The sequence below is a fragment of the Collinsella ihumii genome (genome assembly GCF_900046475.1).
GTDB classification, from domain to species: domain Bacteria; phylum Actinomycetota; class Coriobacteriia; order Coriobacteriales; family Coriobacteriaceae; genus Collinsella; species Collinsella ihumii.
Genome location: NZ_FCOU01000003.1, coordinates 467,675 through 480,300 on the forward strand (window position 1 = coordinate 467,675; position 12,626 = coordinate 480,300).

Genomic DNA, 12,626 nt, shown 5'->3' on the forward strand with positions numbered 1-12,626 from the left:
ACCATCTATGGGCTGGAACGAACCCGTCCCCCCATGACCTGCCAGAGAGGCCGCACTCCGTGGGGAAAGTGGCTAGAAATTTCTGTTTTGCTGTAGCCAAGCCAGGATGGAGGGGTCGGAAGCCCGCCGTCGGCACCGGTTTCTCCCCGGAAGCACCCGATCTGCGCATTTTGAGGTCCAGAAACCGGCTTCGCAGCCGGTCAATGCAGCTAAAACGGCTTATCTGGACATCTCTGCCGCACCCGGCTTACAGCAAAACAGAAATTTCTAGCCACTTTCGCCGGAAGAGGGTGCGGCCGGGGAGGCGCAGGGCGCTCCTGATCGGAATTGGCCAGCGTTTTCCTAGAAAGCGATGCGGCGCTCGCTGCCGTCGATGTCGCAGAAGCGTGCAATGCCGTCCGACACGCTGAAGAACGCGAGCCTACCGTCATGAGCCGATTCATGCGCCTCGCCGATACCGACCATGTGCGCAAAGCCCGCCTGGCGCACCTCCTCACTCACCTGGGCGTCGTCCGCGAGGTTCGCCCTGCCGGACACCACGATCCAATACGCCCCGGGCTTCCAGCCGGAAAGCTCGAATTTGGGATGAGCGGACAGTTCGCGCCATACATCCTTGTCGCGCGACGTGACGAACCACAGCTTGCCCGCGTCCACGCATGCAAACGAAAACGGGCGCACGCGCGGCTGCTCGGCATCGTGCTCGTCGATAGTCGCCAAGAACCACGCGGGGATCCCCGTCAGATAGCCAACGATCTCGTCCATGGTAGACCTCCTGTACTTCTCTACAGCTCGAGCGGCTTCCACTCGTCATGGTTGCAGATCCACGCCTGCGGATCCTCCACGCTGAAAAACACGAGCGTCGGGTCGTCCGGGCCGTCGTAGTGCTCGCCGAGGCCCTCGAGATGCCTCCAGCCCGCCTCGCGCACGTCCGCTGCCGCCCGGTCCTCCAGCCCGGCGCGCCCGCGGAGGATGAGCCAGCCATGACCCGGCCACCACGCCGTCGCCTCGAAGCGCTGGTTCTGCAGCAGCTCCTCCCACACGTCCTTGGTCGTCGCGGTGCAGAACCAGAGCTTTCCGTCCTGAATCGCCGCGAACGAGAACGGGCGCACGTGCGGCTGATCGTCCACGCTGGTCGCCAGGTACCATGCTGGAATGGACGTCAGGTACTGGAGCGTCGTCTGCAATCCGTCCGACATATTCGATCACACCTTTCCTATCCTGCAATAACGCCGATTGCTACCACGCAGGCGCCCAGGGCCGCCAATATCGCCGCGGCGACGCCGTCGCACGCCCGATACCGCAGCGGATGCAGGCGCGTGCGCCCGGCCTCGCCGTGATAGCAGCGCGCCTCCATGGCGGCCGACAGCGTCTCGGCATGCCTGAAGATGCTCGCGAACAGCGGGATCGATATGCTCGAGAGCATGCGGACGCTGCCGAGCGGACCGGCCGTCACGTGCGCGCCGCGGCTGATCTGGGCGCGATAGGTGCACATGAGCTCCGTGGCGAACTGGGGCATGAAGCGCAGCGCGATGCCGAGCATCATGCCGAGCTCATGCGCCGGCAGGCCGATGCGCGCGAACGGGGCGAGCAGGCGCTCGACGGCGCAGGTGAGGTCGAGCGTCATCGTCGTCATGGTCACCAGGCTCATGCCGCACATCATGAGCAGCATGCGCGCCGCCATGAACGCGCACGAGCGCAGGCTCCCCTCGCTGATTTGGAACGGGCCCAGCGCGGCCAGGACGCGACCGCTGTGATTGGTCAGGAGGTTGAGCGCGGCGACCACCAAGACGATGGCGAGCAAGGGCGCCAGCGAGCGCAGGGCGCGGCCGGAGGGGATGCGCGCCGCGCCGTAGAGCGCCGCGATGAACACCGCGATGGCCCCGAGCGCGACGAAACTGCGCGCAAGCAGGGCGATCAGCAGAAACACGATGCCGCCGAGCAGTTTGGTGCGCGGGTCGAGACGATGCAGCGCGCTGTCGCCCGGATAGTAGCTGCCGAAGGAGAAGACCTCGTTCATCGAGCCGCCCCCTTGATGAGCAGCGCGATGTCGTCGGCCAATCCGTCGACGTCGTAGAGCCGGCTGGTCGCGAGTGGCACGCCGCGGGCGGCCAGCGCGCATGCCATGCGCTGGGCCGCGGGCACGCCGAGTCCGACCCCGCGCAACCTGTCCGCCTGCGTGAACACGTCGCGCGGGGTGCCGGACATGAAGACCGAGCCCTCGTTCAGCACGATGACCCTATCGCAGTACGCCGCGAGGTCGTCCATGCTGTGCGACGACATGACCACCGTGAGCCCCTGCTCATGAAGCCCGGCTATGAGCTGCAAGAACTCGTGGCGAGCCGCCGGGTCGAGACCGGCCGCCGGCTCATCGAGAACCAGCACCTCGGGCTCCATCGCAAGAACGCCGGCGAACGCGCAGCGCCGCTGCTGGCCGCCAGACAGCTCGAAGGGGCTTTTGCCGGCCAGCTCGTCGAACGACAGGCCGACCTGCTCAAGCGAGCGGCGCACCCGCACATCGACCTCATCGGCGGAAAACCCGAGGTTGCGCGGACCGAACGCCACGTCGTCGTAGACCGTCGTCGCGAACAGCTGGTGCTCGGGATATTGGAACACGAGCCCGACCTTCGTCTTGATGCGCGCCGATGCGCGCCTGTCGGCAAGATTCTCGCCGTAGGCGACGACGCGCCCCATCGTCGGGTGCACCAGGCCGTTCATGTGCTGGATGAGCGTCGACTTGCCCGAGCCCGTGTGCCCGGCAAGCCCGACGAACTCGCCGCGCCGAATCGTCACGTCGACGTTGTGGAGCGCCCAGACCGCGTCGGGGTCGTTGCCCCAGACGGCCTGCTTCTTCGCGCGCGGGCGGCGGCGCTTGGCCGCGCGCTCGCGCACGCTCGCCTCGTAGCTGTAGCTCACGTGCTCAAAGGAAAGGCACGCCTCGGCCCGGTCTTGCGAGACGGCGTCCGCATCCGAGGCGGAAGCCGCATCCGAGGCATCGCCGGACCCGCAGGACACGCCGTCCAGCATGCCGGCGATCTCGGCGATCATGGCCTCCTCGTCCACGTGAGGCGTGACGTCCACGCCCCGGCTGCGCAGCGCCAGCCCCAGCCGGCACGATGGCGGCACCTCGAGGTCGAGCCGTTCGAGCACCTCGGCGCGCGCCAGGACATCGGCCGGGGCGCCCTCGAGCGCGATGCGCCCCCGATCGAGCACAACCACGCGATCGGCCAGCGCCGCCTCCTCCATGAAGTGCGTGACCATGACGATCGTCATGCCCTGCGCGTGCAGCTCGCGGCATACGCGCATGAGCCCCGCGCGGCCGCGCGGGTCGAGCATCGCCGACGCCTCGTCAAGCACGAGCACCTTCGGATGCATGGCGAGCACGCCCGCGATCGCCACGCGCTGCTTCTGGCCGCCCGACAGCGCGTGCGTCTCATGCCGCTCGAAGCTCATGAGGCCCACTTCGCGCAGGGCGTCACGCACGCGCTCGGATATCTGAGCGGGCTCGATGCCGAGGTTCTCCGGCCCGAACGCCACGTCGTCTTCCACCAGCGTGGCGACCAGCTGATCATCGGGATTCTGGAACACGATGCCCACGGCCGAACGGATGTCGTATACGTACTCGGGATCCGCCGTGTCGAGCCCCATCACCGTCACGCGCCCCTCGTCGGGGACGAGCAGCGCGTTCAGGTGCTTGGCGAGCGTCGACTTGCCCGAGCCGTTGCCGCCCAGAATGCAGACGAACTCGCCGTCTTCGATGGAAAGCGACACGCCGTCGAGCGCGCGCGTCCGTCCGTCATAGGAGTAGCAGACGTTGTCGCAGCAGATCATGCGCGCCCCTTGACCTGGTCCTTCTTGGGCGTGATGAGATTCGAGACCGCCTTGTAGACCGCAAGGGTGAGCACCGAGTTCAGCAGCGTCTTGATGAGGTTGAACGGAATGACCGCCGGGACGAGCAGCGGCATGATCACGTCGGCGGAACCGTACCAGAACCACACGCCGATGGTGAGATTCGACACCACCGATCCCGCCGTCGCCAGCACCACGCCGATCGCCAGCCCGATGACGGCCCCGGCGAACGTATGGTTCTTGCGGTAGACGAGCGCCGCCGGCAAGATGAACAGCACCGTGGCGACGACGTTCATGAGCGCGCCGACCCAATCGCCGGTCATGAGCGCGTGGATGACGATGGCGACGAGCCCCACCGCGGCGCCCGACCCCGGCCCGTAGGCGAAGCCGGAGACCATGGCGGGCACCAGCGACGGATCGTACGTCAAAAACGGCGCCAATGGAATGATGGGGATCTGCACGAACATGAAGAGCGCGCTGACGGCGCACATGAGCGCCATGGTCACGAGCTGCTTCGTGCTCCACCGATTCGTGTTCTGTACATGGATGTGCGTAGACTGTTCAGTCACAAGAATCACCTGCCTCTTCCATCCGGCCTTTAACCGTTGGCACCGGGCTCTCACCGGTTCGGCCTGCAGGCGACCCAACGCCTCGCAGGTTCGCGGGCTCATCGGATCCACGCGGCCCTCATGCCGCGCGCCGATATACCGCCAGTGGGGAATTCCACCCCGCCCTGAAACAGCAGCTCCATCGTAGCACGTCGCGCATGTTAGAGCCGGTTGATTTGGGTCAGGCCCCATTCGACACAAAAGCCCCCGACAAGGGCACTGCCTTGCCGGGGGCGTGAGTGACTGGATTTGCTCAGTCGGATGGATTAGAAGTCGACGTCCTGATCGTTGTAGACGCACTCGAGGAGCTTCTCCATCTCCTCCTGGGACGGCTGACGCGGGTTGGAGCCGGTGCAGGCGTCGAGGATGGCGTTAGCGGCAACGTCGGACTTCTTGGCCTCGAACTCGGCGTAGTCGATGATGGACTCGTCGGCCTTCACGCCGCCCTTGCCGTAGTTCTTGATGCCCTGCGGGATGTCCAGCTTGTCGTTGAGGTCGCGGATGCACTGGACCAGAGAGGCGACGAGCTCGTCCTCGGTCTCGCCGGCGAGGTGCAGGACCTCCTTGGCGATGTAGGCATAGCGGCTCTTGGCGCGGGCGTCCTTGGCGTTGAACTGGATGACCTTGCCGAGGTACATGGCGTTGGCGCAACCGTGGATGATGTGGTCGCCGGTGAAGGCGGCACCGGTCTTGTGGGCCATGGAGTGCACGATGCCGAGCAGGCCGGAGGAGAAGGCGATGCCGGCGATGCACTGAGCCTCGTGCATGTGCTGACGGGCCTCATGATCGCCCTGATAGGACTTGGGCAGCCACTCGACGATCTCGCGGATGGCGTGCAGCGCGTTGGCGTCGGTGAACATGGAGCTGGCGGTGGAGACGTAGGCCTCGATGGCGTGGGTCAGGGCGTCCATGCCGGTGTGGGCGCACAGCTTCTGCGGCATGGTGTAGGTGAGCTCGGGGTCGACGATGGCGACGTCAGGGGTGATGTTGAAGTCGGCCAGCGGGTACTTGATGCCCTTCTCGTAGTCGGTGATGACGGAGAACGCGGTGACCTCGGTAGCGGTGCCGGAAGTGGAAGCGATGGCGCAGAACTTAGCCTTGGTGCGCAGCTCGGGGAAGCTGAACGGAACGATGGCCTCCTCGAAGGTCTCGTTCGGATACTCGTAGAACAGCCACATGGCCTTGGCAGCGTCGATGGGCGAGCCGCCGCCGATGCCGATGATCCAGTCAGGCTGGAACTTCTCCATGGCCTCAGCGCCGCGCTTGACGGTCTCGACGGAAGGATCGGACTCGACGCCCTCGAAGATCTCAACCTCGAAGCCGGCCTCCTTGAGGTCCGCCTCGACGTCCTGCAGGAAGCCGCCGCGACGCATGGAGCCGCCGCCGGTGACGATCATGGCACGGGAGCCCTTGAGGTTCTTCACCTCATGACGAGCGCCCTCGCCGTAATACAGGTCGCGAGGATTGGTAAAACGTCCCATTCTTTGCCTCCAAATCAGCAAGCCCTGCCGGCTTGCACATCTGACGGGGACCCAATGTCCCCGTAAGGACCATGTAGGCGCGGTCGGATCGGCCGCTTCGGACCCGTGAGCCCGAAGTAATTGTAACGCTTTGGAAACAAAGCGGATATAGCCATTTTGTCCATTCTTGCAGCGCGGCTTTATCCATCCCGCGGCCTTGTCGAGGGACGGATGGACCCGCATGCTGGCGCTTCTTCGTAGTAGGACGACAAGGGCACGACGCCCCGCCGGCCCGCGTACCAGCTGCCCTCGCCTCCGTGCTACCATGGATGCTTCCTTTTGACCGCCACGCAAGGAGCCCCGTGTCAGACATCCGCCCCACAAAGCGCCGCCGGCGCGCCGACCTTGTTCTCATCGGCGCGGTGCTCGCCGTGGCGCTCGGATGGTTCGCCTGCTCCCGCCTCGTTACGGGCCCCGCGGACACGGCCGTCGTCGTCTGCCAGTCGCAAGACGGCTTCTACCGCGCCGACCCCCTGGACTCCGATGTCTCTTACACCGTGACCACGCCGGGAACCGGCATCGGCACGGATGCGGACGAGGGGGCGAACACGGTGCGCATCGCCGGCGGATGCGTCGACGTGACATACGCGAACTGCAGCAACCAGGTCTGCGCGGACCACGACCCCATCGACAAGGTGGGGGAACAGATCGTATGCCTGCCGCACGGCGTGGTCGTCGAGATCGTCGAGCGCGAGCAGGACGCGACGCGCCTCGCATAACCTGCATGCTCCCTCCATAGACGCAAGCAGTGCGCTCGCGGTACACTGACGTATTACGACATGCACCGCAAATGAGAGGAGGCGCCGTGGCGTTCGACCCCATTCAAGAAGACTGCCTGCGCCTCATCCTGGAGGCCATGCGCCGCGAGCGGGTCTACCCGCTCAACGACAACATCTTCATCGAGCGCGGGATGGAGCAGTTCCGGGAGGACCCGTCAAAACTCATCGCCTGCGACCGCGACCGATCGTTCCACCTGATGGCGAAGGCGACCGAGATCCTCGACTACCACATCCCCTTCCTCACCGACGAGGCGGAGATCGACCGCCAGGAGCAGCGCGCGGAGCATTACCTGCACGAGGCCATCGAGCTCGACGCGAGCAACTGGGACGCCAAGCGCATGCTTGCCGCCCTCGACGCCGCGTCCAACGACGAATACGTGAGCTACCTGCTCGACAACCGCTCGGCGGTCGAGCGCGACCTGGAGAGCACGGTCGACGAGGCGCGCGACGTGTACGCGCGCGAATATGCGAGCGACCTCGCACGCCGCCCGCTCGAGCGCTGGCTTGCCGCGCTCGCCTCGCGCGCCGTGATCTCGGGGCAGTACCGGCTGGCGCTGAGCGTCGCCGAGCAGAGCCTGACGTTTGCGCCGACCGACCCGGCGGGCATCCGCCACACCGGCATGCTCGCCATGGCAAAGCTCGAGGCGAACCATCAGGACATCAAGTCCTACCGCGCACGGCACGCTATCGCCTACGGCATCGTGGGCCCGCTGCGCCGTCGCCATCACGCGGCCGAGAAGTCGCTCGACGCGTGGACGCTTCTCGCCGAGCTGAGCGCCGCGTACCGCTCGTTCGACTACACCTCGGCCGACCGCTATCTGCACCAGCTGATGCGCACGTACCCGGACGCCGCCGAGCCGCTCTACTACCAGGCGGAGTTCCCCGACGGCATCTTCTCGCGCGTCAACGTGGTTCCGGGCAGCCAAGACGAGCTCATCCTCGCCATCAGCGAGGCGACACCGCTGCTGCAGGAAGGCATCGGCACACCCGACAACGCCTGCTTCGCCTCGTGGGTCGCCAACCACGAGATGGTGCGGCGCGCCCTGGCGGATAGGACCTCTTCGGCGGCGGGACAGCCGAGACGCACCGGATCGGGAGGCGACAACTGATGGAACCGCGCGAGTACATCCCCGTTTTCCTGGAGCACGAGTACCTCAAGACCCATGACGGGCTCACGCCCGCGGCCCTCGAGCTCGTCCACGAGGAGATCGCGCGCAACCCCGCCCAGTTCGCAGCCGACGACCATGCTCGGGCGCTGGTATCCTACGCGCGCACCCATGAGCACCTCATGCGCGAGCTCGACCGCATGGAGGACCTTCCCGACGATGATTTCGACCGCCAGCGCGAGCGCCTGTTCAACGAGACGCGCCAGGCGATGCACGAGATCGCGCGGACCGACCAGCTGTGCGTGGACGCTCAGCTGGTCGACATCTTGCTTGCCGACGTCCCCATCGACTCCTGCCTGAACGATTTGATGAAGCTCGAAGACGCCGTCCGCACCCACCTGTGCAACGTGCCGGGGTTCGACCTGGAAGCCGAGCACTACTGGCGCGAGAGCGAACTGGACGGCATGGATGCCGCCGAGCGCACGCGCATCGATCCGATCATGATCGGCTGGTTGCACACGCTCGAGGCGATCGCGCAGCTCAGCTTGGCGAGCGCGCGCTACCGCGCCGCCGCCGACTACGCGCGGCGCGTCATGCGCTCGCAAGGCTACGACAACCGCGCGATCGGAACAGTCCTGCTCGCGCTCGCGCGCCTTGAGGACGAGGAGCATTTCTTCGAGCTCTCCCACGAGGCGGGTCCCGAGCTCGCCATCGAGGACTCGCCGTGGTACCTGCTGGGCCGAACGCTGCTGTTCTACAAGCTCGGACGGCGCAAGAACGCGCGCCGCGCGCTGCGCGACTTCGCGACGCGCTGCGAAGGCGGTGCGTTTTTCCTGCTCAACCCCACGTATCTCACGCCCTATCTGCCCGTGCGGCCCGCGCCGCGCGACCCGTGGGACCTCTCGCACCAGGCCGTATGGGAGGCCGACGGCATCATCGTGGACACGCCCGACTTCGTGACCTGGGCGGCTTCGGTCGACGGCATCGAAGAAGCCTCGGAGCAGTTCGCCCAGCGCTACGGGTTCTAGGGAAGCGCCGATCGGGTCTCTCCCCCCTCCTCTGGAAAAGGAGAGACGGGAGGGCCGATGGCACAGAGCGTGCCAAACGGTCCGCTTGGTGCCATCGGCTTCGCTCGTCCTTCTCGAGAAGCGCGACAGCGCGCTCGCGCGAGGGTGCCGCCGCGTGCAGAAGTGAATGGTCAGAGACTTTCACGCCCGCGAGACTCCATGAAAAACAGTGAATACGAGTTTGTCATTGTTTTTGAGTGACATTTCTTCACAGGCGCCGCACCCCTCAGCATTTGCCCAGTTGAATCCTGCGGAAATGCTAGAGGCTATGCGGTTACTGAGCAAAGCTGCCTCAAAAACAGTGACAAACTCGGCCTCGCCCAAATCGCGAGCTTGCCAGTTGCGCCAACTTCCGCATTATTTTGCATATTCATGTTAGGAATATGCAATCTTCTGCATGTACCCACATCTGAGCAATAATACCCCGTCCCAAAAAGCACCACCGCACGTGATAGAGTTGGTATGTTTGCACATCCACACCGAGTCAAGGCGGTATCTGTGGCCGATTATTCGCTCAAACACGTGGTGACCGTTCACTATACAGGCAGCTTCGATGACGGCGAGGTGTTCGACACCACGCGCGGGCGCACGCCGCTCACCTATGTCGAGGGCAACCACGAGGTCGTCCCCGGGTTTGAGGCCGCGGTGCTCTCCATGCAGCCGGGCCAGACCAAAAAGGTCCATCTCGAGCCCAAAGACGCCTACGGCGAGCGCAGCGCCGCCCTCGTGTACTACATGCCGACCATCCAGATCCCCAACTACGAGGATCTGGTGCCCGGCGAGATGATCTACCTCATGAACTCCGACGGCTACCAGCAGCTCGCGCGCGTCGTGAAGGTTGAAGACGACGGAGACACCGTGTTCGATTTCAACCATCCCATGGCAGGCTGCGCGCTCAATTTCGAACTCGAGCTGCTCAGCCGCGAGCCGTACCTTCCCGATACGGAAAAGAAGGAGGATCGCGCCGATGCGTAATCCCCAGCAAGGCGTCCTGTGCGCAGGATGCCCCCACCGCGCGGCCTATGTGGCCATCAAGGAGGCCACGCGTCGCATCCGCGGCCGTGTGACCTGTGGAAACATCGGATGCGCGGCCGTGGGGCACGTGCATCCCGCCGCCGCAACCTGCCCGGGCGGCATGGAGAAGCTCCTCCCCCGCTATATCCAGGACGTGCCCTCGGGCGCACCTGAGGAGCCGGCGGCGCCCCTGTGCGTGCACATCGTGCTCGACACGGATTTTGCCGCCGACGACGCCGCGGCAAACCTTACCGGCCTTGCCGGGGAGGGCACGTCGACCATCCTCGCTGTCATGGCGTCGAGCCGGGACTATCTCGAGCGCGCGGCCATCGAGAGGCTGGGCGCCAAGGCGCTCGAGGTCGGCGCGGAAGATGCGGCGGTCCTCGATCCATTCGACATCGAGCGCACGGTCGAGGTTCTGCGCGAACAGGCCGCAACGCCCGGCATCCATGCCGCAATCTTCGCCTCCCCCTGTGCGCAGCTGCAACGCCCGGCCGCTCTCGAGCCCGTCGAAGTCGACCGCTACATGTGCGTCGGCTGCCATCGCTGCTTCCAGATCACCGCATGCCCCGCGCTCGCGTTCAAGCCCCCCGCGTATGAGGTCGATGCGGACGCATGCGCCGGCTGCGACTTGTGCTGCGGCTTCTGCCCCAGCCAGGTGATCTACACGCCGCGCGCCCGCCTGTCTATCGAGGAGCGCGCCGCCGCGCGCTATGAAGCTGCGCGTCAGGCGAGAGGCTGATCTGCACCTGTAGCGTCGAGGGCGCGCTCGACGGGCGCCGTCAACAGAGTGGCGATGACCGCAGGCATCCTTCCTACAACTGCATCCGCAAAACAAAAAAGCGCGACGAGCAGAGTGCCCGCCGCGCTTTTGCGACCGATTGACGGAAGACCCGCCGCTATGCATGCGAGCGGATGACGCCCAGGGCCCTGGCGACCGTGCATCCGATGCTCGTGCCGACCGCCAGCTTCATGAGGTCGAACACCACGAACGGCAGGACCGCCGCGACAAGCGCGGGCACAAGCCCCATGGACCCGACGATCATGAGCTGAGCGGTGCCGCAGGCATACGAGATGAGCAGCATCACGATATCGGCGATGGCGACCTGGGCGAACTGGGGAACGCGATCGGGCAGCACGGATTTGACCGAGGTGCCCGCAATGGTTCCGATCAGAAAGCCCCACAGGAATCCGCCCGTCATGCCAGCGATCTGCCCGATGCCGCTCCCGAAACCGGAGAAGACGGGCAGGCCGACCGCGCCGAGAAGCAGGTATACCGCAACCGCTGCACAGGCCCCCTTGCGATCCAGGATGGCCGGAAGCATGGCCAGGGCCATCGTCTGCAATGTGAACGGAACCGGGCCGAAGCTCACCGTTATCCACGCAGACACCGAAAGCAGCGCGACCGCAACGCCGACGCGCGCAATCTGACGAGCATCCATATGAACTCTCCTATCGAAAACAAGCTGTTCAACACTGCCAGTATACCGGGGCCGACGCGCGGGAACGGCGTATTCGTGTGTTCGCCGTGTTCTATCCCCCGCTATGCTCAACAGCTCTATTTCTGCTATACTTCTTTCCGCTGTCCCCATCGTCTAGCGGCCTAGGACGTCGCCCTTTCAAGGCGAAGATCACGGGTTCGAATCCCGTTGGGGGCACCATCGACGAATGAAGCCCGGTCTCCGTCTCGGAAGCCGGGCTTTTTGCTGCCCCGGCGCCGGGATTCGAACCCGCTGGGGTCGCGAGGCTGCGGAAACGCGCGAGCGTTTCCCAGCGAGCGTGCGAGGGGCCCGCAGGGCCCCGAAGCCGCGGGCGCCGCAGGCGACCGCGAATCCCGTTGGGGGCACCATTGACGAATGAAGCCCGGTCTCCGCCTCGGAAGCCGGGCTTTTTTCCGCCTCGGGCCCCCGTTCCAAAAGTGCCAGGTGCGCCTAGTTGGAAGGCGAGGGCAGGTAGGGATGCAGCGCTTGGGCCAGGTTTCCCAGGTTGCGCGTCTGGATGTAGACGCGGCCGGAGCCCGTGAAGGTGTTGACCAGGCCCTCGCCCGTCGTGAAGCCGAACATGCCGCTCGCGACCTCGATGTGGTAGTCGAGACCGGCGTCCCATGCCACCACGTGCTCGTTGTCCACGGTCAGCGGCGTGCCGGGCACCACGTCAAGCGCGAGGATGTCGCCGAACGCGGAGACCAGCACGGAGCCGGAGCCGCTCATCTCCATGACGAACAGGCCGCCCGTGTTACCGAAAAACGCCTTCGAGATGCCCTGGTTCACCATGGTGCTCTCGACGCTGTTGTCGCACGCAAGAAACGCTCCGGTGTTCAGGCAGTACTGGCGGTCGGCATCGACGACCAGCTCGACGATCTTTCCCGGAATGGGCGGAGCGATCGCGATCTCGCCCTTGTCACCCGTGCCGGTGGCGGTGGTGATGAACATCGATTCGCCGCTCGTGATGCTGCGCCCGATCGCGCCCAAAACCCCGCCGAGCCCCTTCTTCTTCGAATTGAGCCCGCCGCTGATCTCAACGTCGCGCGAGTAGACCATGCTGCCCGACTCCATCTTGACCGACTCCCCGTATCCGAGCGCGATACGGGCGATAGGGCAATCGGAGTCACCGGATAATACGAACCTCATAGGAGCCTCCCTCGCTCTCCCGGCGCATGCATCCGCGCACGCACCGCACCCCCAGT

The 12,626-nt window shown here is 65.4% G+C and carries 13 protein-coding genes, 1 tRNA gene and 1 riboswitch; of the genes, 6 read left to right on the forward strand and 8 right to left on the reverse strand.

Features of this window, described 5'->3' with window-relative positions:
• Positions 1 to 342: 342 nt before the first annotated feature.
• The 6 genes from BN3789_RS03305 to BN3789_RS03330 form a co-directional block, all read right to left on the reverse strand.
• Complete coding sequence (locus BN3789_RS03305) at positions 343 to 762, reverse strand: pyridoxamine 5'-phosphate oxidase family protein (protein ID WP_066829894.1); 420 nt, start codon at positions 760 to 762, stop codon at positions 343 to 345.
• A gap of 20 nt (positions 763 to 782) precedes the next feature.
• Positions 783 to 1,196 (reverse strand): pyridoxamine 5'-phosphate oxidase family protein, encoded by a 414-nt coding sequence (locus tag BN3789_RS03310; protein WP_066829897.1) that lies wholly within the window; start codon positions 1,194 to 1,196, stop codon positions 783 to 785.
• Positions 1,197 to 1,213: 17 nt separating this feature from the next.
• Complete coding sequence (locus BN3789_RS03315; protein ID WP_066829900.1) at positions 1,214 to 2,017, reverse strand: energy-coupling factor transporter transmembrane component T family protein; 804 nt, start codon at positions 2,015 to 2,017, stop codon at positions 1,214 to 1,216.
• Positions 2,014 to 3,828 (reverse strand): energy-coupling factor transporter ATPase, encoded by a 1,815-nt coding sequence (locus BN3789_RS03320; protein ID WP_066829902.1) that lies wholly within the window; start codon positions 3,826 to 3,828, stop codon positions 2,014 to 2,016. Before BN3789_RS03320 ends, BN3789_RS03315 begins: the two co-directional genes overlap by 4 nt.
• Positions 3,825 to 4,415 carry an ECF transporter S component gene (locus BN3789_RS03325; RefSeq protein WP_066830328.1) on the reverse strand — a complete coding sequence of 197 codons (591 nt, stop codon included), beginning with the start codon at positions 4,413 to 4,415 and terminating at the stop codon, positions 3,825 to 3,827. The genes BN3789_RS03320 and BN3789_RS03325 overlap by 4 nt, the downstream gene beginning before the upstream one ends.
• A gap of 6 nt (positions 4,416 to 4,421) precedes the next feature.
• A riboswitch (FMN riboswitch) is annotated at positions 4,422 to 4,591 on the reverse strand.
• 129 nt (positions 4,592 to 4,720) lie between these two features.
• Positions 4,721 to 5,935 carry an iron-containing alcohol dehydrogenase gene (locus BN3789_RS03330; protein WP_066829905.1) on the reverse strand — a complete coding sequence of 405 codons (1,215 nt, stop codon included), beginning with the start codon at positions 5,933 to 5,935 and terminating at the stop codon, positions 4,721 to 4,723.
• A gap of 341 nt (positions 5,936 to 6,276) precedes the next feature.
• Between BN3789_RS03330 and BN3789_RS03335 the strand changes: the two genes are divergently transcribed.
• The 5 genes from BN3789_RS03335 (at position 6,277) to BN3789_RS03355 (ending at position 10,682) form a co-directional block, all read left to right on the forward strand.
• On the forward strand, positions 6,277 to 6,693 hold the full coding sequence (locus tag BN3789_RS03335; protein ID WP_229254151.1) for a NusG domain II-containing protein: 417 nt from the start codon (positions 6,277 to 6,279) through the stop codon (positions 6,691 to 6,693).
• An 86-nt stretch (positions 6,694 to 6,779) separates the two neighbouring features.
• A complete protein-coding gene (locus tag BN3789_RS03340) occupies positions 6,780 to 7,862 on the forward strand; it encodes a hypothetical protein (protein WP_066829911.1) in 1,083 nt (360 codons plus the stop codon).
• Positions 7,862 to 8,887 (forward strand): hypothetical protein, encoded by a 1,026-nt coding sequence (locus tag BN3789_RS03345; RefSeq protein WP_066829914.1) that lies wholly within the window; start codon positions 7,862 to 7,864, stop codon positions 8,885 to 8,887. The genes BN3789_RS03340 and BN3789_RS03345 overlap by 1 nt, the downstream gene beginning before the upstream one ends.
• Before the next feature lie 537 nt (positions 8,888 to 9,424).
• Positions 9,425 to 9,901, forward strand: coding sequence for an FKBP-type peptidyl-prolyl cis-trans isomerase (locus BN3789_RS03350; RefSeq protein ID WP_087201274.1), 477 nt, complete (start codon positions 9,425 to 9,427; stop codon positions 9,899 to 9,901).
• Entirely contained in the window at positions 9,894 to 10,682 is a 789-nt protein-coding gene (locus tag BN3789_RS03355) for a ferredoxin family protein (protein WP_066829919.1), read from the forward strand. The genes BN3789_RS03350 and BN3789_RS03355 overlap by 8 nt, the downstream gene beginning before the upstream one ends.
• Before the next feature lie 157 nt (positions 10,683 to 10,839).
• On the opposite strand, the gene BN3789_RS03360 is transcribed toward BN3789_RS03355, so the two are convergent.
• Complete coding sequence (locus BN3789_RS03360; protein WP_066829921.1) at positions 10,840 to 11,382, reverse strand: biotin transporter BioY; 543 nt, start codon at positions 11,380 to 11,382, stop codon at positions 10,840 to 10,842.
• A 142-nt stretch (positions 11,383 to 11,524) separates the two neighbouring features.
• Between BN3789_RS03360 and BN3789_RS03365 the strand changes: the two genes are divergently transcribed.
• Positions 11,525 to 11,601 (forward strand) — tRNA-Glu (locus tag BN3789_RS03365).
• 270 nt (positions 11,602 to 11,871) lie between these two features.
• On the opposite strand, the gene BN3789_RS03370 is transcribed toward BN3789_RS03365, so the two are convergent.
• Positions 11,872 to 12,570, reverse strand: coding sequence for a TIGR00266 family protein (locus BN3789_RS03370; protein WP_066829924.1), 699 nt, complete (start codon positions 12,568 to 12,570; stop codon positions 11,872 to 11,874).
• Positions 12,571 to 12,626: the final 56 nt, after the last annotated feature.